The sequence below is a fragment of the Mycobacteroides sp. H003 genome (genome assembly GCF_001440135.1).
In the GTDB taxonomy this organism is placed as follows: Bacteria; Actinomycetota; Actinomycetes; order Mycobacteriales; family Mycobacteriaceae; genus Mycobacterium; species Mycobacterium gwanakae.
The window spans coordinates 711,744-733,633 of the sequence record NZ_LJYL01000009.1; the positions used below are offsets into that span (position 1 = coordinate 711,744).

Genomic DNA, 21,890 nt, shown 5'->3' on the forward strand with positions numbered 1-21,890 from the left:
TCTGACGCGGAATTTGGATCAAAATTCCGCGTCACGTTCGCACTCGCTGCGCGCCAAAGTCGCTAGCGCGGTTGCGCCGATGCGGTCGTCGTTGCCGGTGAAATGAGAAATGTCGCGGCAAGTCCCAGCGTGAGGAACGCCGCGGCTAGGTAACTGCCCAACTCGACTCCATGGGCCATCGCCTGGCGCGCGGCATCGGCGACGGCCTCGGTCTGGGGTTGACGCGCGAACCCGTCGATGGCAGCACCCGCACTGCGGACGACCGCACGGGTGAGCGCATCGGATTGATCGGCTGGCACCCCGGTGGACGTGAGAGTGCTGCTGAGCCGTGCGCTGATAGCGCTGAAGAAGGCCGTCGTCAGCACGGCGATCCCGAGGGCCGAGCCCAGCTGCCGGAACACGCTTTGCATGCCCGAGCCTTGACCGGAGCTACGTTCGGGTACATCGGCGAGCACCACGTTGGTCACCTGAGCAGTGGCGAATCCGATGCCGATCCCATACACGAACAGCGCCGCCGCGATGGCCCACCAGGTGCTGTCGGGCCGGGCGATGTAGCCGAGCGCCGCCAACCCCAGTGCCTCCAGCGCCAGCCCGATGCGCACCAATCCCAACGCCGAGATACGTGATGTCATAGCGAAACTGGCGCCACTGGCGACGAAACTGCCGAGTGCAATCGGTACCAAAGCCAATCCCGCCTCAACGGCGCTGTATCCCAACGCGAACTGCAGCCACAGCGGAAGGACGGCCACGATGCCGAATTCGCCCATCCCGATGATCAGCGTGGCGATATTGCCGTTGCGGAACGAGCCGATGGAGAAGAGCCGCACGTCCATCAGTGCGGTGGTCGGCTGCGCGGGATCGATATCGCGGGTCAGCGTGACCTGGCGGATGACAAAGGCGATGAGGGACAGCGCGGCCAGGACAAGTGCGACGAAAACCGGTGACACGTCGAGCGTCCAGCGCATGCCGAGCACCTCGAAGGGCTCGGTGCTGCGGACCCACCCGTAGGTGCGACCGTCAATCAGACCGAAGGCAAGCAATCCCAGCCCGAGGATGGAGAACACCGCCCCGGCGACATCCACGCGTGCCTGAGTGCGCGGTGAGCGGGGGATGAACGCCAGTGCGCCGATACAGATCACTGCGACGAGCGGGATATTGATGCCGAAAGCCCAACGCCACGAGGCGTGTTCGGCGAGCCATCCGCCGAGCAGCGGACCAAGGGCCGTCGCGGCTCCGATGGTCGACCCCCAGACGGCGAACGCCTGGCCCCGGGCCTTTCCGGTGAACTGCGCATTGAGCAGTGCAAGCGACGTCGGCAGGATCAGCGCCGCCCCGGCACCTTGCAGGAAGCGGGCCAGTATCAACCAGCTTCCGGTGGTGGCCATACCGGCCAGCAGGCTCGTCACACCGAAAATCACTACCCCGGTAAGGAAGACGCGGCGGGCGCCGAGAATGTCAGAGAATCGTCCGACAAGCAGCAGCAGCGCCGCGAAGACGATTGCGTACGACTCCTGTACCCACTGCGCCTGTGCCGACGTGACGCCGAGGTCGCGCACGATCGAGGGGATGATGACGTTGACAATCGTCGTATCGACGACGATCAGCGCCACTCCCAATGCGATGGCGGCCAAGCCCAGCCACTTGCGGGCACCCTCTGGTACGGACGTCTTCAACGGCCTGAGGCTTCAGAATCGCTCTGATCCCATGCCGCGACGGGCAAGGTCAGATAGACGCCGGCAGTCTGTTCGTCCTCGATGACGTGTCGTACCGTGTCGTGGATTGCCTCGGCGAGCCGTGTGCGAGTGCCATCTGTGACGGTGGGGCCGCAGGTGATGTCGATCAGTGGCATCTGGTCTACACGGAGAGGTCGCGGCGCAGCTTCGCGACGTGTCCGGTGGCTTTCACGTTGTACTGCGCCACTTCGATCTTGCCCTTTTCGTCCACGACGAAGGTGGACCGGATGACACCCTCGACGATCTTTCCGTAGAGCTTCTTCTCACCGAAGGCGCCGTATGCGGTCAGCGTCGTCTTGTCGGGGTCGGACAGCAGCGGGAAGTTCACGCCATCGCGTTCGCGGAACTTGGCGAGTTTCTCGGGCTTGTCCGGGGAGATGCCGATGACGTCGAGGCCTGCCTCGTTGAGCTGGGCGAGGCTGTCACGGAAGTCGCAGGCCTGTTTGGTGCAGCCGGGCGTCATGGCGGCCGGGTAGAAGTAGATGATGACCTTGCGGCCCTTGTAGGAGGACAGCGACACCTTCTTGCCATCGGCGTCGAGCAAGGTGAACGCCGGGGCCTTGTCGCCAACTTCGAGCCGCTTGGTTTCCGCCATGACCGATGCCTTTCTGTTGACCCGTACAGTTGTTGCCCTAGGGTAGTTGCTTGAGTTTCAACCGCGGACGTGGAGGAGTACACGTGGCCAGGGATCCCGAGGCAATCAAGGCCGATATCGACAAGGCCCGCGATCAGCTCGCGGCGACTGTCGACACCCTGAGTGACCGCGCAAATCCGCAGCGTCTGGCTGAGGACGCCAAGGCCTCGGTGCTGGCGACTCTCAACAAGCCGGCCATCAAATTCACCATTCTCGGTGTCGGCGCAGTAGTTGCCGCACTGGTGGCGCGCAAGGTTGTGCGCAAGTTCCGTCGCGACTGATTGCGCCCCACTCAGGCCGTAAAGCTGGCTCCGTCAATCACGAACCGGTACCGCACATCGCTCTTGAGTACCCGCGCGTAGGCCTCGTTGATCTGGGGTGCCTCGATCTTCTCGACCAGCGCCGCGATGCCCTTGTCCGCGCAGAAATCGAGCATTTCCTGGGTTTCGGAGATTCCGCCGATTGGCGAGCCCGCCCAGCGACGGCGTCCGAAGACCAGCGGTGAAGGCTTGAAGTTGATCGGATCCTCTGGCAAGCCCAGCTGTACCAGCGTCCCGTCCTTGTCGAGGAGCCACAGGAGGCCTTCGACATCGATCCCGTCGGAGACCGTGTTGAGGATCAGATCGAACGAAGACGCGAGCTTTGTGAAGGTGGCCGGGTCGCTCGTCGCGTAGTAATGGTCTGCGCCGAGGCTTAGGCCGTCTGCCTGTTTGCGCAGTGACTGGCTCAGCACCGTCACTTCAGCGCCTAGCGCGTGGGCGATCTGCACACCCATATGGCCGAGGCCACCAAGGCCAATGATGCCGACACGAGTTCCGGGTCCGGCCCTCCAATGATGTAGCGGGGAGTACATGGTGATTCCGGCGCACAGCAGCGGGGCGGCCTGATCGAGGGGAAGGGCATCCGGGATCTTCAACGCGAACCCTTCATCCACCACGATGAGATCGCTGTACCCGCCGTAGGTCGGCCGGCCGTCCTTGCCCACCGCGTTGTACGTGCCGATGAAGCCGCCCTCGCCGTTGCAGAACTGCTCTTCGCCTGATTTACAGTTGGCGCACTCGCCGCAGGAGCCGACCATGCAGCCGACACCGGCGCGGTCGCCAACCTTGAACTTCTCGACCTCCGGACCGACCTGGGTCACCACGCCGGCGATCTCGTGTCCGGGTACCACCGGGAAGCTGGCGGGACCCCAATGATTACTTACCGTGTGGATGTCACTGTGGCAGATTCCGGCCCAAACGATATCGATGACAATGTCTTTCGGACCGGGTTCGCGCCGCTCGACCACAGTCGGGCGGAGTGGCTCCGTCGGCGAGTAAGCGGCGTAGGCAGGCACAGACAAAGTCACGAGGGGCTCCTCAAATCATGGTCCTGTGTGAATATGAGAAGCCTAGGAACTGGAGTGCACTCCAGGTCAAGCCGAAGGCGCGCAGGCCTAGAACTCGAAACGCAGGATGCGCGCGGAACGTCTCATCGACGGGCTGTATCGCGCCAGCCGTGACGATATCTGCAGCCACTTCGGAAAGAGTTCCACCTCGGGGGCGTCCACCAGGCTGAACTCTTCAACGAACCGCAGCTTCGGGTTCCAGCGCTCTGGGGTACGCGGATCGTCATAACCTTCGAACCCGCGCAGCTGATTGACCTTCTTGAACATCTTCTGTGGAAACAGCTTTGAGATCCACACGCCCACCACCATGCGGCCGTAGTCGTTGAATGCGAGCTGTCCGCTGGGAAAGTGATCGGTGACGGCTCGCATCGTGGCGATGATCTGCTCCTTGGTCAGAAACGCGAAGAACCCGTCAGCGACCACCATCGCCGGACGGTCCGACGGTATTGCGTCGATCCACGTCGGGTCGGTGACCGACACCCCGATGGTGTGCTCACCTGCCCCCGGGGGCATGACTTCATCGCGCAGCCCGGCCATCCCGGGCAGATCGATGCTGTACCAATCGACGGTAGGTGGCGGTTGGATGCGTCGATACCCGTCGTCGAGACCCGCTCCGAGATCGACCACCACCGCGTTCGGGTGCTTGACGATGAACCTCCGCACGCGATCATCGAGAAGTTTTGCGCGTAAAGAAGATTGGCATACCACGGGGGCTATTACCCCCAGTGCGTCGAAGTCGTAGTCGATCGCGGCGACAGCGGCTGTCGCTCCCGGATCCGGAAGGATCGGTCGCTGCCAGCCGTCATTGACGGCCCGTGCCTTCAGAGTGAGAAAGGCGGTCTCTTCCTCCGGGGTGATTCCGCTGGTGTCGATGCCCATGCCGTCGACTATACAATTGTGTAGCCAATTGTCCAGGCGTGTAATATGCGGCGATGGAGACCGTGGACCCCGACGACCTCACCGCCCGCGCCCGCATCCGCGATGCCGCGCTGCATGAGTTCGGTGAGAGGGGGTACGACGGTGCGACCATTCGAGGCATCGCCGCGCGAGCGGGGGTCTCCTCCGGGTTGTTGCGGCACCACTTCGGGTCCAAGCAGGAACTGCGCGAGGCATGCGATGAATACCTCGTCAAGACGATGCGGAACATCAACGAGCAGGTCCGGACAAACGTGGAACGCGGTGATGTGCACTATGTTTCGGCGCGCATTCCGATCGGCCAATACCAGGACTACATCACCAGGGCTTTGGTCGACGGCTCCGCGGGCCAGGTGTTCGACGAGATGGTCGCAATGACCGAGGGCTGGCTGGCCAGTGCCGACCAGAATCGTGTGTTTCCGGCCGATATCGACGTCAAGTCCCGTGCCACCGTCATCACCGCGATGGCCCTGGCGGTGCCACTGCTTCAGCAACATGTTTCGCGTGGGCTGGGTGTTGATGTCGGTTCGCCCGAGGGCGAGCTGAAAATGGCGGCCACGCTCGTCGATATCTACGCCAACCCTCTGTTGACCCCTGAGCAGGCAAATTCGGCTCGTGAGGATCTCGCGCGCAGAATGGGATAGCTGTATTTATCGCGCAATATTCGCTGCAGACATCGCACTTGCCCTACTACCTGGTTACTCTATGGGCGTGCGAAGTTTCCGCGCGCGGCTGGAGTTTCGATGATTGTTGTCGCTGGTCTGAGGGTAGATGCGACCGTGGCCAAAGCTGCGGCGATGCTGCTGTACGTCGTCGGATTCGCGTTCACGGTGTTCTTCGGCATCGATAGTGTGCGGCTTGCCGTGGTGTTTCTTGTCGGGATCGCAGCGACGGCACTGCACTACTGGCCGGACCGTGACAAGTTCGACCGGATCTCGATAGCGGTTGCGGTCGGCCTGATGCTCGCCTTTGCGCTCGACGCATGGTCGACCTGGGTTATCGACGGGACGCTGGTGCCGGGTATCGGAATCGGCGTGGCGCGCCTGTTGGCATGGCTGCTCTCGGTCGCCGGCATCCTGGCGTTTCCGCGCCGGCTCATCGACAGGGATGCCGACGGCTAGGCCCCGGTTCGTTCGAGCCGTGATGGCCGCGTCAGCAGGTACGCGAGCACCCCGGCGGTGCGGGGCGAGCGTGCCTTCGACCACCTGAACAACAGCCCGCGCAGCAGCGGTGCCGGTGACCACCAGAACCACTTGCCCAGCAGGCCCGCCACCGCAGGCACGACGAACGTTCTGACGATGAGCGTGTCGATGATCAACCCGACCCCGATGGCGGTGCCCACCTGCTCGATACTCAAAACGTCACTGGAAAGCATGGCGAACATGGTGATACCGAAGACGATCCCGGCCGTCGTGACCACACCGCCCGTGCCGCCGAAAGCGCGGATCATTCCAGTGCGCAGTCCGGCGCCGTCCAGGAAGATCTCTTCACGCATGCGCATGGTGAACAGCAGGTTGTAGTCGGCGCCCACCGCGACCAACGCGATAAGGGCGATCGAGGGAACCGACCAGTGCAGGTCGCGTCCCAACATGTCATGCCAGATCAGAGTGGTGATTCCCAGCGCCGAGGCGTAGGAGATGACCACGGTGCCGATGACCACCGCTGCTGCCACCGGGCTGCGCAGCATCACCAGCACGATGAGGAAGACCAGCGCCAGCGCCACGGCCGCCAGTAGTAAGAAGTCGTCGCTGACATATCCGCGCAATTCGGCTGTGCCGGTGCCGAATCCAGCGATGTTCACGGTGCTACCGGCGAGGGTGCCCTCCTTGGTGGCCTCGCTCACCGCGAGGGTGATCTGCGGAGACCGGTGGGCGCCGTCCGCGCCGAACACTTTGCCGTCCCCGAACACCAGCATGCGGGTCGAGCGGCCGTCTGGGGCGAAGTACAAGCCGGCGGCGCGCTGGAAGCGCGGGTCCTGCCAGGCCCGCTGGGGTAGGTAAAAACCTCCCTCGCCGCTGCTGCGGAAATCCTCGCGCATGGCGCGCAGGTATTCGGTCAGCCCGGAGAACATGGTGCGTGTCTCACCGACCGCCTTGGTCAGTTGATCGGTGATCGTGCTGAGCTGCGCCACCGTCGCTCGCATGTTCTTGACCGAGTCCACCGCCCCGGAGAAGGATTTCTGCATTCCCTGGGCGCCGGTACCGAACTTGGCAGTGCTGGCCGTCAGCGATGCGGTTGCCGCCACCACGGAATCCATCGGTTCGACCGCCTTGAGAACCAGCGAGCAGATGCCGTCGTTGGCACAGTTGGGGTTGCCGTTGGTGAAGTTCCGTAAAGGCTCCATGTAATCGGAGACCTGGGACACGTTGTCCTGCAGTGCTTTCATTCCCGAGTGCATGTCTCCGACGCCGCCGTTGAGTTCGCCCAACCCGCTCACGCCGCCCGCGAGACCGTTCTGCAGTTGCGCGATCGCCTTGGAGAATTGGCCCAGCGTTGCCGAGAGCTGGTCCACGGCTCCAAGACGTTGGCTCATCTGGGTGGTTCCGTCATCCAGCTGATCGGCGATGATTCCCGCTTGTTCGGTCAGTGCCGCCTGTTCGGGGATGGCACCTGCCGGGCGCGAGGCCGACTGGACCATCCGAATGCCAGGAATCTCCATGAGCTTCTTGGTGACTCGCTCGATACCGATGACTCCTGCCGGGTTACGCAAATCATGGTCGGATTCGATCGAGACGATCTCCGGCAGCAATCGGTTCGGCGGGAAATGCCTGTCCATCGCCTGGTAGCCCCGGTTGGCGTGTGTGGAAAGCGGCTGCGCGGCAAGCTCATCGAAGCCGAGGCGTAGGCCGGCCACAGGAATGGCGCACACCATGAGCATTAGGGCCGAGCCGACGAGGACGGGCCCGGGCCAACGCGCGACCATGGTGCCGACCCTGCGCCACCGGCGTCCCGGCTGCCCGCGCAGTGGGCGAGGCTGGGCCAACCCGCGGCGGCCGGCCAGCCCGATGAGCGCGGGAAGTAGCGTCAGTGATGCCGCCATGCCGGTGAGGATTCCTATGGCACAAGGTAATCCGGCACTGCGCAGCATGCCTACCTGGGCGAACATGAGGCAGGAGAGGGCGGCGGCGATGGTCAGCCCGGAGGCCGCGATGACCGGCGCCACGCTGCGGTTGGCAACCTCGAGCGACTGTTCATGCGCTAACCCTGAACGTCGCTGTTCGTGATAACGCCCAAGCAGGAAGATGCCGTAATCGGTCGCCGCGCCGAGGACCAGGGCGGCCAGCAATGCGACCGAGAAGATGGAGACCTCGATGAGATTGCGTTCTCCGAGGAAGGCGACGATGGAGCGCGCCACCCCCAGACCCATGCCCACGGTGATCAGGGGGATGGCCGCGGTGATGACAGATCGGTACACGGCGAACAGCAGCACTGCGATGAGCACCACGGTGACTCCGGTGATCATCAGCATCTGCGTGTCGATAGAGGTGAGCTCGTCGGCGATGGTGGCGCCGGGGCCGGTGACCCAAGGGTGCATTCCTGCCGGCGCCGGCTCGTCAGCGACGATCTGCCTGACCGCGTCCAGGGACGCGTTGGCCTGCGCGCCACCGAGCTCGCCGGCCACACGCAGCATGGTGTACACAGCCTTCCCGTCTGGGCTGACTGCACCCTCGGCCGTCAGCGGGTCCGCCCACAGGTCCATGGCCGAATCCAAATGGGCGGTGTCCGCGCGCAGCTTCGTCAGGAGTCGATCGTGATACTGGTGCTCGACGGGCCCCAATTTGTGGTCGCTCTCGAGGACCAGGTAGTTGAGGTTCCCGCCGTCGCCGTCCTGGAACTGCCTGCCCATCACGGCGCCCGCGGTATTCACCGGGGCACTTTGTGGCAGGAACCCGCGCGCGTGGTTATGTGCCGTGCTTTCCACCTGCGGCACAAGCAGATTGCCCGCCGCTGCGGCGAGTACCCAAATCCCGATAACGAGAAACGCGTATCGGCTGCAGAACCTTGCGATGGCTTCCCACATGCATGCCGACGCTACGGAGAGGCGGTGGGGCCGTCGTCGTGCTGTGGGCGAGACTTGCTCTCCTACCGTGGTAGGAGACGCGAATCCGCGCGAAGCATGATGTGCGACGTCGAGACCGCCTCTACGCTGGCGCTATGGATTGGTTCCGGGAGACTGCGTTGCAGCGCCGTGCTCTGGTGCCGTATGAATTTCCGTGGGCCGTGCCGCTGGTCATGTACAGCAGCACACTGCTCATCGTGGGTTGCTCTGTCCTGCAGCGAGGTTTCACCCGTCCGTGGCTGCTGGCCTTAGCGGCTCTGCTCGCGTTGACCCCGATACTGTCGTTCATCGTCGCTGGTCGCAAGCTGAACGCGTTCTGGACGGTGGCGTTCGCGCTGGCGGGGGTCGGGTTGTTTCTCACCTGGCCGCCCAATGTCGTCGATGGTGCGCCCTTCCTGCTGATGTTCACGCTCGGGGAAGTGGGAGCCATCGCGTCGGTGCGCGCTGGTCTTCTCGCGGTTGGCGCCTGCGTGGCACTGCTCGTGGCGGCCGAACAGCTGCATCACCTTGGGACCTTCTCGCTCTACATGGTGTTCTTTGTGCTCTGCGGATGGTTGATCGGGCGCATCATGCAACTACAACAACGCCTGCTCTTACAGGAACGCGCACAGCAGGTGCGCATGCTGGAGCAGGCAGCTTCCGATGAACGACGCCGCATCGCACGTGAAATCCATGATGTGATAGCGCATTCCCTGTCCGTGACGATGCTTCATCTGACCGGGGCGCGGCGGGCATTGCAGGAGGATCACGATGTCGATGATGCCGTTGCCGGATTGCTCGATGCCGAACGTCTTGGGCGTCAGGCGATGTCGGATATCCGCGGCACGGTGGGGTTGTTGAGCACTGGACCCGGCGGAACCGAGCCGATGCGGCTGTCTCCAGAACCCGGCATCTCCGATATACCTGATCTGGTCGCTGATTTCACGGCGGCGGGGATGGCAGTGGAATCACATATCTACGGGTCGGGTGAGTCCGTCAGCGCTGGAGTGGGTTTGGCGCTGTACCGCGTGGCTCAGGAATCTTTGGCCAATATCGCCAAGCATTCGCCAAGGTCGTCGGCGGCGGTTCTCCTTGATATCAACGGGTCGGCGGCCAGTTTGACCGTGAGTAACGACCTGGCCGCGGGATTACTCCACGATGTGTGCTCGGGAGGCGGGCTCGCAGGCATGCGGCAGCGCATTGAGATGCTCGGCGGCGAATTCCGTGCCGGGCGGGCGGAGGACGGCTGGACAGTTTCGGCCAGCGTCCCATTGGAAACCGATGGGGCTCCGTGCCGCGTGCGGCGAAAGGTGTTATGGCGTCATGACTGATACCGAAGTGGCCGTGCTGCTGGTCGACGATCAGGAGTTGGTGCGCACGGGACTGCGCCGGATTCTGCGCCGCAAGGACGGATTCTCGATTGTCGGGGAGTGCGCGGATGGCAGTGAGGTAGCAGCGGCGGTCACCCAGGCGCGGCCCGATGTGGTGATCATGGATCTGCGTATGAAGCAGATGAGCGGTATCGAGGCGATCCGATTGCTGCACGCCGCCGAGGGGCCGCCGGCATTGGCACTGACTACATTTGACGACGACGAGCTGCTGTCCGGTGCGCTGCGTGCCGGCGCCGCCGGGTTCATTCTCAAAGATTCTCCGGCCGAAGAGCTGGTGCGCGCCGTGCACGCGGTCGCCCGTGGTGAGGCATATCTGGATCCGTCGGTAACCTCGCGGGTTCTCAGTGCCTATCGACGCGCCCCCGCCGCCAGTACCGGTGCCGCCGAGGACAAGCTCACCGTGCGGGAGCTGGATGTGTTGGCGCTCATCGCATCCGGCGCGAACAATTCCGAAATCGCCGAGCAGCTGGTGATATCCGAGGTGACGGTCAAGAGCCACATCGGCCGAATTTTCGTCAAACTCGATCTGCGAGATAGGGCCGCGGCCATCGTGTATGCCTACGATCACGGCATCGTGACGCCCAAATAGGGTTACTGGGTCTCTTTTACGCGAAGCCCCTCGATGGCCTCGTGTAATTCTTCAAGCTCACGGCGCAGATAGTCGCGGGTGGCGACCTCGCCCACGGCGAGCCGCAGCGCCGCCAGCTCCCGAGCCAGATATTCGGTATCGGCCTTGGTTTGTTCGGCGCGCCTGCGGTCCTCTTCCAGCGACACCCGGTCGCGGTTCTCCTGGCGGTTCTGGGCCAGCAGGATCAGGGGCGCGGCGTAGGCGGCCTGGGTGGAGAAAGCAAGGTTGAGCAGGATGAAGGGATAGGGATCCCATTGGAAGCCCACCGCGAAGAGGTTCAGGATGATCCAGACGATGACGAACACCGTCTGCATGGCGAGATAACGTCCCGTGCCCAGGAACCGGGCGATGTTCTCGCTGACCCGGCCGACTGCCTCGACATCGAGGCCGAGCGACAGACGCCGGGAGGTCCGTGGAGTATCGAGCCGCTGCCGCGCCGATGCGTCGCTCACGAACGGTTACCTCCCGTCACGCTCTCGGGTTCGTCGGCGCGCCAGCCGTCGGGCATCAAGTGATCCAGTACGTCGTCGACCGTAACGGCGCCGAGCAAGTGGTTCTCCCTGTCGATCACGGGACCGCACACCAGGTTGTACGCGGCGAAGTAACGGGTGACCTCGGCCAACGGCGCCTCGGCATCCAGGTAGGGCAGGTCGGTATCGAGAATGCCGCCGACCATCGCATAGGGGGGCTCACGCAGCAGCCGCTGCAGGTGGACGCATCCGAGATAGCGCCCGGTGGGTGTCGCCGTGGGTGGTCGGACCACGAAGATCAGCGAGGACAGCGCGGGAGTCAGATCCGGATCACGCACGCGGGCAAGGGCTTCGGCCACCGTGGTGTTGGGGCTCAGGATCACCGGTTCCGGGGTCATCATGCCGCCGGCGGTGTTGGGGGAGTGGGTCAGCAGCCGTCGGACGGGCTCGGAGTCCTCCGGATCCATCAGCGCCAGAAGCGATTCGGCCTCTGCGGGCGGCAGTTCGCCCAGCAGGTCGGCGGCGTCGTCGGGGTCCATGGCCTCCAGCACGTCGGCGGCGCGTTCATCTTCCAGCTTGGTGAGCACCTCGGCCTGATCGTCCTCGGGAAGCTCCTGCAGGATGTCGGCCAGCCGCTCGTCATCGAAGGCGCCCAGCACCTCGTCACGCCGCTTGGGTGGAAGCTCACGTATCGCATCGGCCACCTCGACGGGACGCATGCCCTCGAACTGGAGCATGAGCTGGGCCACGCCCTGTCCGGGCAGGTTGAGCGCCGACGGCGTCAATCCGTGGATGTGGTTCCATCCGGTGACCTGTACGCCGCTACGCCGGCCCAGTCGTCGTGGGCTGCGCACGGCCACCCGGGTGACCACCCAGTCGCGGGTGCGGGTCTGCTCAAGGCCTAGATCAACCACGACGAGGTCGACACCGTCGAACTGTTCGAGCTCGGGGTCATCGGTGCGCACCGTGGTGTCCAGGACCTGCCCGAGCACCAGTGCTTCGCTGGGCCGCTGTTCGAAGCGGCGCAGTGAGACGTTTCCGGTGTTCAGCGTCACCGATCCGGGCTCAATAGCGGTGACGCGCAGCATAGGCACGAATATTCGTCGGCGCGTGAGCATTTCAACAACCAGGCCAATGACCCGCGGCTGTTTTCGGGCAACGCCGATCGCGATCACGACATCGCGCACCCGTCCGATCGATTCGCCGTCCGGGCCGAGAACCACCAGGCCTGAGAGCCTGGCTGCGAACACCTTGCTCACTGCGGCCATGGTGCAAGGTTAGGGGGTAGGCCTTGCGGCGCCCTGCGCCGGTGTCGTGAGTTGGATGCCTAGGTGCCGATTCCGCCGTACATGAGGGCGATGACGGCGGCCGAGAATCGCTCACTGTCCTGCACCTCGCCGCCCCGTGAGGCGTGCAGACCGGTGGCCAGAATCATCCCGGTCACAGCTCGGGCGGTGTATTCGGTATCGAGATCGGCACGCAGATAGCCTTTTTCGACCCCGTGACGCAGGTAGGCCTCGGTCAGTTGGTCACTTGTGGAGAGCATTCCGAAGACGCGCTCGCGTAGCTCGTTATCGACCGAGCCCGCTTCCAGCAGAAGCAGCGGCAACTGGGGGTTGTCCCGGAACAGGTCTGCGAGCGCGGCACCGATACGCACCGACTGCTGGCGGTACTGCTCGATATCGTCGGCCAGCCCCGCGGCGTTTTCCGCGCCGATCGCCTGAAAGATCTGTTCGGTGACGTCGTCGATGACATGCTCGATGATGTCCCGCTTGCTCTTGAAGTACCGGTAGAAGGTCCCATGGCCGATCCCGATCCGCCCGGCGATATCCGCGACGCCTGTCGCGTGGTAGCCCTGCTCGGAGAAGCACGCGAACGCAGCGTCCAGAATCTCTTGCCGCATCTCGAGCTTCTTGCGCTCGGCGCGACTGAGTGTGGACGGGCTGGACGTCATAAGCGGCGATCCTACCGACCTTGACACTTGTCGAGAATGACATATCATTCCGAAACTGACAAGCCATTCCGTTGGAGGTTGATGTGAGTCGTTATCCGAAGATTGAGCTGCCAGGCGCGGTGGTCGTCATCACCGGTGGAGCCAGGGGAATCGGTGCTGCCACCGCGCGTCTTTTCGCCGATAAGGGGGCCGATGTCTGGATCGGCGATGTCGATGACGTGGTCGCCAAAGAGACCGCGGACACGATTCCGCGTGCACAGTCCGGTGCTCTCGATGTCACCAAACCCGAGTCCTGGGCCGGGTTTCTTGATCGGGTGCGCGCCGAGTCGGGCCCGATCGACATCCTGATCAACAACGCGGGCGTGATGCCGCTGGGCGGATTTGTCGAGGAGAACGAACGCACCACCGATCTGATTCTCGATGTGAACGTGCGCGGTCCGCTCAACGGTGCGCGGGCCGCGTTGCCCGAGATGGTGGCGCGGGGGCGTGGGCACATCGTCAACGTGGCGTCCATGGCAGGCAAGCTGGCCGTCCCCGGCATGGTCACCTATAACGCGTCCAAGTTCGGTGCGGTCGGGCTTTCCGTGGCGCTGCGCAAGGAGTACGCAGACAGCGGCGTCAGCATCAGCTCGGTGCTGCCGAGCGCGGTCCGCACCGAGTTGGCCTCGGGCGCACCGCTGGGCAAGGGGATGCCGACCGTCGATCCCGAGGATGTGGCGGCCGCGATCGTGCGCAGTGTCGACACTCGTCGCGCGCAGATCTCGGTGCCGGGCTGGCTCGCATTCGGATGGGGGCTGGTGGATCTTTTTGTGCCCGAACCACTTGAGCGACTTGGCCGCCGGCTGATCGATGACCGTCGTGCACTGACCTCACTGGACCTGAACGCCCGCGGCGCGTACATCGAACGCATCGAGCGGCAGAGCAAGGAGCACCAGAAGTGAGCGAACGGCGCAGTCCCAGAGTTGTCGTCGTCGGCGCCGGTATGGCCGGAATCGCGGTGGGGCACAAACTCATAGAGGCCGGTTTCGACGATTTCACCATTCTGGAGAAGGGCGATGACGTCGGTGGCGTCTGGTACTGGAACCGCTATCCGGGGCTGACCTGCGATGTGCCCTCCCAGGCCTATCAGTACCCCTTTGCGCCACGCACGGACTGGCCACGGCTCTTCGCCACCGGTCCAGAGATTCAGGCGTATCACCGCACGGTCGCCGAGGATCTGGGCGTCATGTCTCATATTCGGTGCGGGCAGGAGGTCACCGCCGCAGAGTTCACCGGTACGGGCTGGCGGGTTACCACCGCGGCGGGGGAGGTGCTGGAATGCGATTTTCTGATTGCCGCCACCGGCGTGCTGCACCACCCGAACATCCCCGATATCCCAGGGCTCGACAGCTTCCGCGGCAAGGTGGTGCACACCGCGCGGTGGGATGACTCGGTGCAGCTGGAAGGAAAGCGTGTCGCCGCGATTGGAACGGGCTCTACTGGGGTGCAAGTGGTTTCGGCGATGCAGCCCATCGTCGAGCAGGTGACCTCATTCATCCGGACACCACAATGGGTGCTGTGGGCACCGATGGCGATGCGGCAGCCAAAGTTCGTCTCCAAGCTGCTGGAGGCGTTGCCCACCGAACGCATCGTGCGATTCAGTGCGTTGACGGGCACCGACGCGTTGGTGAACATCGTGACCCGGCCCAGCTGGGGTCGGCGGCTGGTGCAGCAGTACGCGCGGGCGTGCCTGCACCTGATCCGCGACAAGGAGTTGCGTCAAAAACTGACCCCGGATTACGAGCCGCTGTGCAAGCGGCAGGTCTTGTCCGGGTCGTTCCATCGCGCTGTCCAGAAGCCGAATGTCGAGATCGTCACCGACCGCATCGACAGGGTCACGCCCACCGGCATTGTGACGGTCGACGGTGCCGAGCGCGAATTCGACGTGATTGTGCTGGCCACCGGATTTCAGGCGCACAACTACATGCGGCCGATGAATCTGGTTGGCAAAGACGGATATTCGATTGATGAGGCATGGGAAAAGGGGCCCAAGGCGTACCGGATGACCGCCATCCCCGGCTTCCCGAACTTCTTCACCGTGCTCGGCCCCAACTCGCCGACCGGATCGATCTGGCTTCAGCACACGGCCGAGCGCACCGCCGAATACGTCATCAGCTGGCTACATCGTTTCGCCCGTGGCGAGATCACCACGGTTGAAGTGAGCCGCGAGGCGACCGATGAGTTCAACGTCCAAGCGCGTGAGGCGATGAAACCCACGGTGTGGGCGACCGGGTGCAACTCCTGGTATCTCACCGAGGACGGATCGGTAGACCTGTGGCCCTTCGATCGGAAGACCATGGAGCGCATGCTCGCCTCACCCGAGGAGAGTCACTACATCGTGCAGTGACGCGCGTTAGCGCAGATTGAACGTCGACGGATCGGGGCCGATGCGACCGTCGGCCGCGTCGAGCCCGGTGATGCGCTCTACCTCGTCGGTGCTGAGTTCGAATCCGAACACATCGAAGTTGGCCGCGATGCGCGCCGGCGTCACCGACTTGGGAATGACGACGTTGCCCAGCTGAAGATGCCAACGCAGGATCACCTGCGCTGCGCTCACCCCGTGGCCCTCGGCGATGGCGCCGATGGTCGGGTTATCCAGGATCGTGCCCTGGCCAAGTGGCGACCAGGCCTCGGTGAGAATGCCGTACTCGGCGTGGAAGGCGCGCAGCTCGGGCTGGGTGAACCGGGGATGCAGCTCGATCTGGTTGAGAGCAGGCACTTCTCCGGTTTCATCGATCAGCCGCTGGAGATTCTCGACGGTGAAATTGCTGACCCCGATGGCCTTGGCTCGGCCGTCGGCCTGGATCCGCTGCAGCGCCTTGAAGCTGGCCACGTACTCGTCGAGTTCAGGCACCGGCCAGTGGATCAGGTACAGGTCCACATAATCGGTGCCCAGCCGCTCCAGGGAGGCGTCAAACGCGCGTAGCGCGCTGTCATAGCCCTGATCGGCATTCCACAGCTTGGTGGTCAGGAAGACATCCCCACGGGGAACCCCGGACTGCGCGATGGCGCGGCCCGTGCCCTCCTCGTTCTCGTACACCTTCGCGGTGTCGATGCTCCGGTATCCGACCTGCAGGGCGGTCGATACCGCCGCCTCGGCTTCGTCGCTAGGCACCTGCCAGACGCCATAGCCGAGCTGGGGAATCGTGGTACCGGAATTGAGCGTCACGTTGGGGACTATCTGGGGAACCGTCACGGTCAACCCAACGCGGGGCGTCACGGAGTATTCCCGGGGGGCTCGGGGTAAATGAAACGCCCCACTCCCAATGCTGGGAGTGGGGCGTTTCTGGTGGTGCGCCGTCAGGGGCTCGAACCCCGGACCCGCTGATTAAGAGTCAGCTGCTCTACCAACTGAGCTAACGGCGCGTGAACGTGCGTGGAAGACCTTAGCAGCCTCGGAGCCCGTAACGAAAATTGTCATCCCCCCGATAGCCCGGTCGCGGTTATTGAGGTCGTCGCCGACCATCCTGAACCCGTACAATCATCGGTGAGTTTGCGCATCAAGTTTCAAAGGGAGCAAAGCATGACCCAGGGTCGTCCACGCCTGCTGGTTGGCACGCGTCGGCGGTGGGCCACCGCGCTCGCACTCCCGATTGTGGCCATGGCTGTGCTAGCCGGATGCACGGACGCCACCTCCAAGGAACCGCCGAAAGTCATTGACAAGGCAACGCCTTACGCGGATCTGCTGGTGCCCAAGCTGGCGATGTCGGTCAAGGATGGAGCGGTCGGCGTCCCGGTCGATGCGCCCGTGACCGTGACTGCGGGCGAAGGCGTGCTCGGAACCGTCACCATGGTCAACTCCGATGGCAAAGAGATTGCCGGTGAAGTCGGTGCCGACGGTGTGACGTGGTCCACCACCGAGCCCCTCGGCTACGACAAGCAGTACACCATCAAGGCCGATGCCAGGGGCCTTGGCGGCGTGGCGCGCGCCAACGCGTCGTTCCGCACGCATTCCCCGGACAACATGACGATGCCGTATGTCATGCCGGGTGATGGTGAGGTGGTCGGTATCGGACAGACGGTCGCCATCCGGTTTGACGAGAGCATCCCGAATCGGGCCGCGGCGGAGAAGGCCATCAAGATCACCACCAACCCGCCCGTCGAGGGCGCGTTCTACTGGTTGAACAACCGCGAAGTGCGTTGGCGCCCAGAGGCGTTTTGGGAGCCCGGAACGTCGATCGATGTGAAGGTCAACACTTATGGGGTGGACCTGGGCAACGGCGTCTTCGGACAGGACAACGTGACGTCCCGCTTCTCCATCGGCGACGCGATCATCAGCCGGGTGGATGACAACAACAAGGTCGTCAACGTCGAGCGCAACGGCGAGATCATCAAGACGATGCCGACCTCGATGGGTAAGGACAAGGCGCCCACCAACAACGGCACATACATCATTGGTGAGCGGTTCAAGGATCTGATCATGGATTCCTCGACCTATGGTGTCGCGGTCAACTCGCCCGACGGCTACCGCACCAAAGTGCAGTACGCCACCCAGATGTCCTACAGCGGGATCTACGTGCACGCCGCACCGTGGTCAGTCGGCGCGCAGGGGCGCACCAACACCAGCCACGGCTGCCTGAACGTCAGCACCGCGAACGCGAAGTGGTTCTACGAGAACACCAAGCGCGGTGACATTGTGATTGTTTCCAATACGGTTGGCCCCGTTCTTCCGGTCACCGACGGGCTTGGCGACTGGAACATTCCGTGGTCGCAGTGGAAGGCCGGAAACGCCCGGAACTAGCGTCGCCGCAGACGAAAAAGCCCCCGACACGTCGAGCGTGCGGGGGCTTTTCTGCGAACTGGTCCGCTTCTAGCCTTCTATGACCTTCTGGTCGAGGACCCGCTTGGACGGCACCATGATGATCGACTTGGAGTTGTCACGATCGCGGTAGGCCGACTCCAGGATGGACGGGATGCTCTCGAGCTTGCCGTGCACGCTCATCAGCTGCTCCAGAATCGAAATACGTTGCTGGCCAACCTCTTCCACGGAGCGGCGGGCCTGGTCCAGGCGACGCTCGATCTGCTCGTCGGCCAGACGCAGGCGGCGGTCAGCTTCTTCCTTGGCGTCGGCAAGGCGCTTCTCGCACTCGGCCTGGGTGCTGCGTCGCTGCTCGTCGACGGCTGACTGGGTCTCCGTGCGCAGCTTGGTCAGCTCTTCGTCCAGTTCGGTTTCCGCCTTCTCGCGCCGCTTGGTCTCGGCGGCGCGTAGCCGCTCGGACTCGCTGACGGCCTGGGCGACAATCTGATTGGCTTCCTCGCGGGCGCGGGCCATCACCTCGGTGTACTCGGTCTCCAGCGCGCTCTGCCGGGCCGCCATATCGGCCAGCATTTCTTTGTGCTTGGTGCGCATGGCCTCCGCGTCGGACTTGGCCGAGGCAACCAGGGCTGCCGACTCGGTGCGCGCCTCGTTCTGCATCTCGGAGACCTCGTCGACCGCGATGCGCAGCATCTTGGCCATCCGGTCGGTCATCGCGTGCGCCGAGGGGGAGGTGTCGCTGAGGTTGGACACCTCATCCTTGAGCGAGCCGATCTGCTTGGTGGCGTCCTCAAGTCGGCTCTTGAGCGTCTCGACGTCGTTCAGCCCGGACTGGTGCATGATCGTCAGCCGGCTGATGTACTCGTTGACCTCAATGGGGTCGTACCCGTTGCGGGTGCGGGTGAAGTTCCGAGTGGACTCGTTGGTGGTGGTCGCGGTCACTGGTACCCCTTGGAAACAGGTGCGGAAAGAGTGGATGGACGTTAGCCCGCGAAGAGTATGACACGCGTTACCAGTTCTCGTATACAGGTGTTGGTAAATACTGGGTCGTGACGTAACCAGATTTGTAACGGTTCGACATGCCTGGTCATAGCGCCAATATTGATTGGAGCATTCAAGATTTCGTTGGCATCAGCATGCGGAGAGAATCTTTCCCTCAGTGGCGATGCTCTGTATTCATGATTAGCTGACAGCTTCTGACGACGGTCACTGTCGACGTGCACTTTTTGGGCCTGTCGGTTTGCCATGGATCGTGTAATGAAACGTATCGTCTACATGGGGCGTTTCCTGAAATCGATCTTGATCGCTCGATCCCAGGTAGCGATGTTGTGAATTACCTGATCGCGGTATGGGTTACCGGGCCAGCGGTCGGGGTGCCCAGTTCCTCGCGTTTTGCCCATAGAACCCACCAACGTCGGAGTGCCTCCTCGGGCGGTGAGCTACGTAGATTTGAATCATCGTCGACCGGGACAGTATCGCGGCGCGTGCGTGCTCATTCCACGGCTGGCGGACAAGAATCCAGCGGTCGCTCGCGCAGACCAGCACCTTGTAGTCGTCAAGTGTGTACCGCTAAGCTCGTGCAGCTTGCAAACCGTCTCTTGCGCATGGTTGGCGGTCCGCCAAAATGCCGCCCCGCCAACCGGTTCTGCGGTACCGCACCGCCAGTCAGGACTGTTTCAGATGAACGACCTCTTCTTGGGCGCATCGGTACATTTCTAAACCGGTAACCCGCGCTTTCGAGCCGCGGGCAGACTGAGCTGCCCTATCACCCCGAACGCATCTGAATAGCGACTTCCTAATACCCGCGGGATTGCCCCGTAGATGTATGCATCGGGTCCGACCAGTATTCGGGCCTTACGACGCTCGACTCCCTTGACGATGATCCGAGCGGCTTTGTCGGCATCGGTGAAACAGAGCCGCTTGAACAACGTGTGCAGGGATTCGGTGACCTCGGGGAAGGAGTCGGCTATCGATGTGCGGATGAATCCAGGGTGCACTGAGCTCACGCCAATGGGCCATCGCAGCGCGCGAGCTTCTTGCCGCAGTGCCTCTGTGAGTCCTCGAACGCCGTATTTGGTCATGCAGTAGCTGCTGACCCAGGGCATAGAGATGAGCCCTTCGATGCTGGAGATGTTCACCACGTAGCCGTCCCCTGAGTCGAGCAGATGCGGCAGGAATACCTTGGTGCCGTTGTGGACTCCGTGGAGGTTGACACCTACTACCCGGTCGGTTCTTCCCACGAGGTGTCTAGAACGCTGCGGGCAGACCCTACGCCGGCATTGTTGATAATCATGTTGATTCGTCCGAAGGCCTGTCGCACTTCGCGGGCATGCTCGATGACCTTTGCCCGGTCCGAGGTATCGAGGCGGTACGCCTTTGCTGTTGCGCCGAAGGACACAGCCTCGATCGCGGTGGCTTCCGCGCGTGCTCGGTCGATGTCCGACGGGGCCAGCTGGGAACCCCGCTGAGCGAATTCGAGTGCGAGCGCCTTACCGATGCCTGAGCCTGCGCCAGTGATGACGATGACCTTGCCGCCGAAGTCTTTCATGCGATATCGACTCCCTGCGCCGTGCGCTCATGCAAGACCATGGGAATGCCGTGTTTCGGCCGATATGTCACCTGCGGTAGGGCTTCCGGATTGTGACCGGGAACCAGGTCGAGTGTGTATCTCTGCGCGATCATCGCGGTGATGAGGACGGCCTCCATCTGAGCGAAGCCCGCTCCAATACAGATGCGCTTACCACCACCGAATGGAAGGTAGGCGCCGCGTGGCGGTTTGGGTGCTCCCGGCATGAAACGCGAGTAGTCGAAGCCTTCGGGGTTGTCCCAAACGTCAGGGTCGCGGTGCGCGAAGTACAGCGAGGGCACAATGATCATCCCGGGTTCAATTGTCGAGCCGTTGAACTCGTCAATTTCGATTGCCTCGCGAGCTAGCGTGTGTACCGGCGAGTACATCCGCAGCGTCTCCTGAAACACCGCCCCACATATCGGCAGTGACGGTATGTCGTCGACGGTGGGTGTCCGGCCTGCGAGCACGGTGTCCACTTCGTCGTATATGTCGGCGCGCATTTGGGGGTTCTTCGACAGGACCATCCACATCCACGCCAGCGCCGTGGCCGTCGTCTCGTGGCCCGCCAGTAGGAACGTAGCCACTTCATCGCAAATTTGCCGATCGGACAGGCTCGCCCCGGTTGCTTCATCGCGCAGTTCGATGAGCTGACTGAGCAGGTCGTTGCCTGCGGACTGCCCTGCGGCCGCGCTTTTGCGGCGCTCGGCGATGAGCGCGAAGATCGTCGTTTCGAGTTCGTTAGCGGCCTGCACGAGCTGCCGGCGTCCGAACGGTCGAATGCGCATCGCGCTATCGACCGATAAACCCGGCACGATGCGCGCGAGCACGGTCGACAAGACCTTTGCAGCGTCAATGGCTACTTTGACCCCGATGTCCACGTGGTGGCCTACTTTGTCGAGTTCTTCGACTTGAAATGACATGCCGAACAGCGCGGAGCCGACCACACCCAATGCGACGTGCATCATCTCAGCAGATACATCGATGGGCGTTCCTTTTGGACGCGTTGCCCAGTCCTCGAGGAGTCGGTCGATGACAGTGACCATGGTGGGCTCGAACACCGGGAGTGCACGGTGGGCAAACATCGGCTGCATCATCCTGCGGTTGCGTGTCCAGGCTGGAACATCATTGGTAGTCAGCAACCCTTTGCCCAGCAGTCTGACAAGCAGCTCGTACTCGCGTGGTTTGCAATAGTTCTGCTGACGGGACACAAATATTTGTTCGATCAGTCGATGATCTCGAGTGAATACGACATTTATACCCGCCAGCCTGGCCCCCACTGACTTCTCGCATTCGAGCAGTTTGCCTACAGCCTCGACGACATTTCCCTGGAGGTTCCGTAAAAGCTGCGACATTTCGACCAAGTTTAGGTAGCGGA

20 protein-coding genes, 1 tRNA gene and 1 pseudogene are annotated in these 21,890 nt (G+C 63.0%); 8 read left to right on the forward strand and 14 right to left on the reverse strand.

Annotation, left to right across the window (positions count from 1 at the left end; translation table 11 throughout):
• Positions 1–62: 62 nt before the first annotated feature.
• The 3 genes from AOT87_RS03750 to bcp are packed head-to-tail and all read right to left on the reverse strand — an operon-like array spanning position 63 to position 2,328.
• Positions 63–1,673 (reverse strand): DHA2 family efflux MFS transporter permease subunit, encoded by a 1,611-nt coding sequence (locus AOT87_RS03750; RefSeq protein ID WP_057968582.1) that lies wholly within the window; start codon positions 1,671–1,673, stop codon positions 63–65.
• The gene (locus AOT87_RS03755) at positions 1,670–1,849 is read right to left on the reverse strand and encodes a hypothetical protein (RefSeq protein WP_057968581.1); all 180 of its coding nucleotides are present in this window, start codon (positions 1,847–1,849) and stop codon (positions 1,670–1,672) included. The genes AOT87_RS03750 and AOT87_RS03755 overlap by 4 nt, the downstream gene beginning before the upstream one ends.
• A 5-nt stretch (positions 1,850–1,854) precedes the next feature.
• Entirely contained in the window at positions 1,855–2,328 is a 474-nt protein-coding gene (gene bcp, locus AOT87_RS03760) for a thioredoxin-dependent thiol peroxidase (RefSeq protein WP_057968580.1), read from the reverse strand.
• A gap of 83 nt (positions 2,329–2,411) precedes the next feature.
• Here bcp and AOT87_RS03765 point away from each other — a divergent pair, with 83 nt between their 5' ends.
• Positions 2,412–2,648 carry a DUF3618 domain-containing protein gene (locus AOT87_RS03765; RefSeq protein ID WP_030094977.1) on the forward strand — a complete coding sequence of 79 codons (237 nt, stop codon included), beginning with the start codon at positions 2,412–2,414 and terminating at the stop codon, positions 2,646–2,648.
• Between the two features lie 11 nt (positions 2,649–2,659).
• On the opposite strand, the gene AOT87_RS03770 is transcribed toward AOT87_RS03765, so the two are convergent.
• Positions 2,660–3,715, reverse strand: coding sequence for an NAD(P)-dependent alcohol dehydrogenase (locus AOT87_RS03770; RefSeq protein ID WP_030094978.1), 1,056 nt, complete (start codon positions 3,713–3,715; stop codon positions 2,660–2,662).
• A gap of 87 nt (positions 3,716–3,802) precedes the next feature.
• Positions 3,803–4,633 carry a class I SAM-dependent methyltransferase gene (locus tag AOT87_RS03775; protein ID WP_057968579.1) on the reverse strand — a complete coding sequence of 277 codons (831 nt, stop codon included), beginning with the start codon at positions 4,631–4,633 and terminating at the stop codon, positions 3,803–3,805.
• Positions 4,634–4,686: 53 nt separating this feature from the next.
• Here AOT87_RS03775 and AOT87_RS03780 point away from each other — a divergent pair, with 53 nt between their 5' ends.
• Entirely contained in the window at positions 4,687–5,313 is a 627-nt protein-coding gene (locus AOT87_RS03780) for a helix-turn-helix domain-containing protein (RefSeq protein ID WP_057968578.1), read from the forward strand.
• Positions 5,314–5,412: 99 nt separating this feature from the next.
• Complete coding sequence (locus tag AOT87_RS03785; protein ID WP_057965094.1) at positions 5,413–5,790, forward strand: hypothetical protein; 378 nt, start codon at positions 5,413–5,415, stop codon at positions 5,788–5,790.
• On the opposite strand, the gene AOT87_RS03790 is transcribed toward AOT87_RS03785, so the two are convergent.
• The gene (locus AOT87_RS03790; RefSeq protein WP_057968577.1) at positions 5,787–8,690 is read right to left on the reverse strand and encodes an RND family transporter; all 2,904 of its coding nucleotides are present in this window, start codon (positions 8,688–8,690) and stop codon (positions 5,787–5,789) included. The two genes, AOT87_RS03785 and AOT87_RS03790, sit on opposite strands and share 4 nt — an antisense overlap.
• Before the next feature lie 134 nt (positions 8,691–8,824).
• On the opposite strand from AOT87_RS03790, the gene AOT87_RS03795 reads away from it, so the two are divergent.
• Both AOT87_RS03795 and AOT87_RS03800 read left to right on the forward strand, forming a co-directional pair.
• A complete protein-coding gene (locus AOT87_RS03795) occupies positions 8,825–10,039 on the forward strand; it encodes a histidine kinase (RefSeq protein ID WP_057968576.1) in 1,215 nt (404 codons plus the stop codon).
• The gene (locus tag AOT87_RS03800; protein ID WP_057968575.1) at positions 10,032–10,688 is read left to right on the forward strand and encodes a response regulator transcription factor; all 657 of its coding nucleotides are present in this window, start codon (positions 10,032–10,034) and stop codon (positions 10,686–10,688) included. Before AOT87_RS03795 ends, AOT87_RS03800 begins: the two co-directional genes overlap by 8 nt.
• 2 nt (positions 10,689–10,690) lie before the next feature.
• Here the strand turns inward: AOT87_RS03800 and AOT87_RS03805 are convergent, their stop codons facing one another.
• Genes AOT87_RS03805 through AOT87_RS03815 form a run of 3 tightly spaced genes read right to left on the reverse strand, consistent with a single transcriptional unit; the run spans position 10,691 to position 13,151 of the window.
• A complete protein-coding gene (locus AOT87_RS03805; RefSeq protein ID WP_030094985.1) occupies positions 10,691–11,179 on the reverse strand; it encodes a DUF1003 domain-containing protein in 489 nt (162 codons plus the stop codon).
• Entirely contained in the window at positions 11,176–12,465 is a 1,290-nt protein-coding gene (locus tag AOT87_RS03810) for a CBS domain-containing protein (protein WP_030094986.1), read from the reverse strand. Before AOT87_RS03810 ends, AOT87_RS03805 begins: the two co-directional genes overlap by 4 nt.
• A 59-nt stretch (positions 12,466–12,524) precedes the next feature.
• The gene (locus tag AOT87_RS03815) at positions 12,525–13,151 is read right to left on the reverse strand and encodes a TetR/AcrR family transcriptional regulator (protein WP_046253032.1); all 627 of its coding nucleotides are present in this window, start codon (positions 13,149–13,151) and stop codon (positions 12,525–12,527) included.
• Between the two features lie 83 nt (positions 13,152–13,234).
• Between AOT87_RS03815 and AOT87_RS03820 the strand changes: the two genes are divergently transcribed.
• Both AOT87_RS03820 and AOT87_RS03825 read left to right on the forward strand, forming a co-directional pair.
• Positions 13,235–14,092, forward strand: coding sequence for an SDR family oxidoreductase (locus AOT87_RS03820; RefSeq protein ID WP_057968574.1), 858 nt, complete (start codon positions 13,235–13,237; stop codon positions 14,090–14,092).
• Entirely contained in the window at positions 14,089–15,537 is a 1,449-nt protein-coding gene (locus tag AOT87_RS03825) for an NAD(P)/FAD-dependent oxidoreductase (RefSeq protein ID WP_057968573.1), read from the forward strand. The genes AOT87_RS03820 and AOT87_RS03825 overlap by 4 nt, the downstream gene beginning before the upstream one ends.
• A gap of 6 nt (positions 15,538–15,543) precedes the next feature.
• Here the strand turns inward: AOT87_RS03825 and AOT87_RS03830 are convergent, their stop codons facing one another.
• Positions 15,544–16,359, reverse strand: coding sequence for an aldo/keto reductase (locus AOT87_RS03830; protein ID WP_057968572.1), 816 nt, complete (start codon positions 16,357–16,359; stop codon positions 15,544–15,546).
• Between the two features lie 121 nt (positions 16,360–16,480).
• A tRNA-Lys gene (locus tag AOT87_RS03835) sits at positions 16,481–16,556 on the reverse strand.
• A 157-nt stretch (positions 16,557–16,713) separates the two neighbouring features.
• Between AOT87_RS03835 and AOT87_RS03840 the strand changes: the two genes are divergently transcribed.
• Positions 16,714–17,931, forward strand: a complete 1,218-nt coding sequence (locus tag AOT87_RS03840) for an Ig-like domain-containing protein (RefSeq protein WP_057968571.1) — start codon at positions 16,714–16,716, stop codon at positions 17,929–17,931.
• A 69-nt stretch (positions 17,932–18,000) separates the two neighbouring features.
• Here the strand turns inward: AOT87_RS03840 and AOT87_RS03845 are convergent, their stop codons facing one another.
• The 3 genes and pseudogenes from AOT87_RS03845 to AOT87_RS03855 form a co-directional block, all read right to left on the reverse strand.
• Positions 18,001–18,888 (reverse strand): DivIVA domain-containing protein, encoded by an 888-nt coding sequence (locus AOT87_RS03845; RefSeq protein WP_057968570.1) that lies wholly within the window; start codon positions 18,886–18,888, stop codon positions 18,001–18,003.
• A 773-nt stretch (positions 18,889–19,661) separates the two neighbouring features.
• A pseudogene (locus AOT87_RS29580) lies at positions 19,662–20,494 on the reverse strand (SDR family NAD(P)-dependent oxidoreductase).
• Entirely contained in the window at positions 20,491–21,867 is a 1,377-nt protein-coding gene (locus AOT87_RS03855) for a cytochrome P450 (RefSeq protein ID WP_057969626.1), read from the reverse strand. The pseudogene AOT87_RS29580 and the gene AOT87_RS03855 overlap by 4 nt, the downstream one beginning before the upstream one ends.
• Positions 21,868–21,890 lie beyond the last annotated feature (23 nt).

Coding starts and splice junctions, on each gene's coding strand:
- AOT87_RS03755 (WP_057968581.1), bottom strand. CDS start 1,849: ATGCCACTGATCGACATCACCTGCGGCCCCACCGTCACAGATGGCACT.
- bcp (WP_057968580.1), bottom strand. CDS start 2,328: ATGGCGGAAACCAAGCGGCTCGAAGTTGGCGACAAGGCCCCGGCGTTC.
- AOT87_RS03775 (WP_057968579.1), bottom strand. CDS start 4,633: ATGGGCATCGACACCAGCGGAATCACCCCGGAGGAAGAGACCGCCTTT.
- AOT87_RS03780 (WP_057968578.1), top strand. CDS start 4,687: ATGGAGACCGTGGACCCCGACGACCTCACCGCCCGCGCCCGCATCCGC.
- AOT87_RS03785 (WP_057965094.1), top strand. CDS start 5,413: ATGATTGTTGTCGCTGGTCTGAGGGTAGATGCGACCGTGGCCAAAGCT.
- AOT87_RS03790 (WP_057968577.1), bottom strand. CDS start 8,690: ATGTGGGAAGCCATCGCAAGGTTCTGCAGCCGATACGCGTTTCTCGTT.
- AOT87_RS03795 (WP_057968576.1), top strand. CDS start 8,825: ATGGATTGGTTCCGGGAGACTGCGTTGCAGCGCCGTGCTCTGGTGCCG.
- AOT87_RS03800 (WP_057968575.1), top strand. CDS start 10,032: ATGACTGATACCGAAGTGGCCGTGCTGCTGGTCGACGATCAGGAGTTG.
- AOT87_RS03810 (WP_030094986.1), bottom strand. CDS start 12,465: ATGGCCGCAGTGAGCAAGGTGTTCGCAGCCAGGCTCTCAGGCCTGGTG.
- AOT87_RS03815 (WP_046253032.1), bottom strand. CDS start 13,151: ATGACGTCCAGCCCGTCCACACTCAGTCGCGCCGAGCGCAAGAAGCTC.
- AOT87_RS03840 (WP_057968571.1), top strand. CDS start 16,714: ATGACCCAGGGTCGTCCACGCCTGCTGGTTGGCACGCGTCGGCGGTGG.
- AOT87_RS03855 (WP_057969626.1), bottom strand. CDS start 21,867: ATGTCGCAGCTTTTACGGAACCTCCAGGGAAATGTCGTCGAGGCTGTA.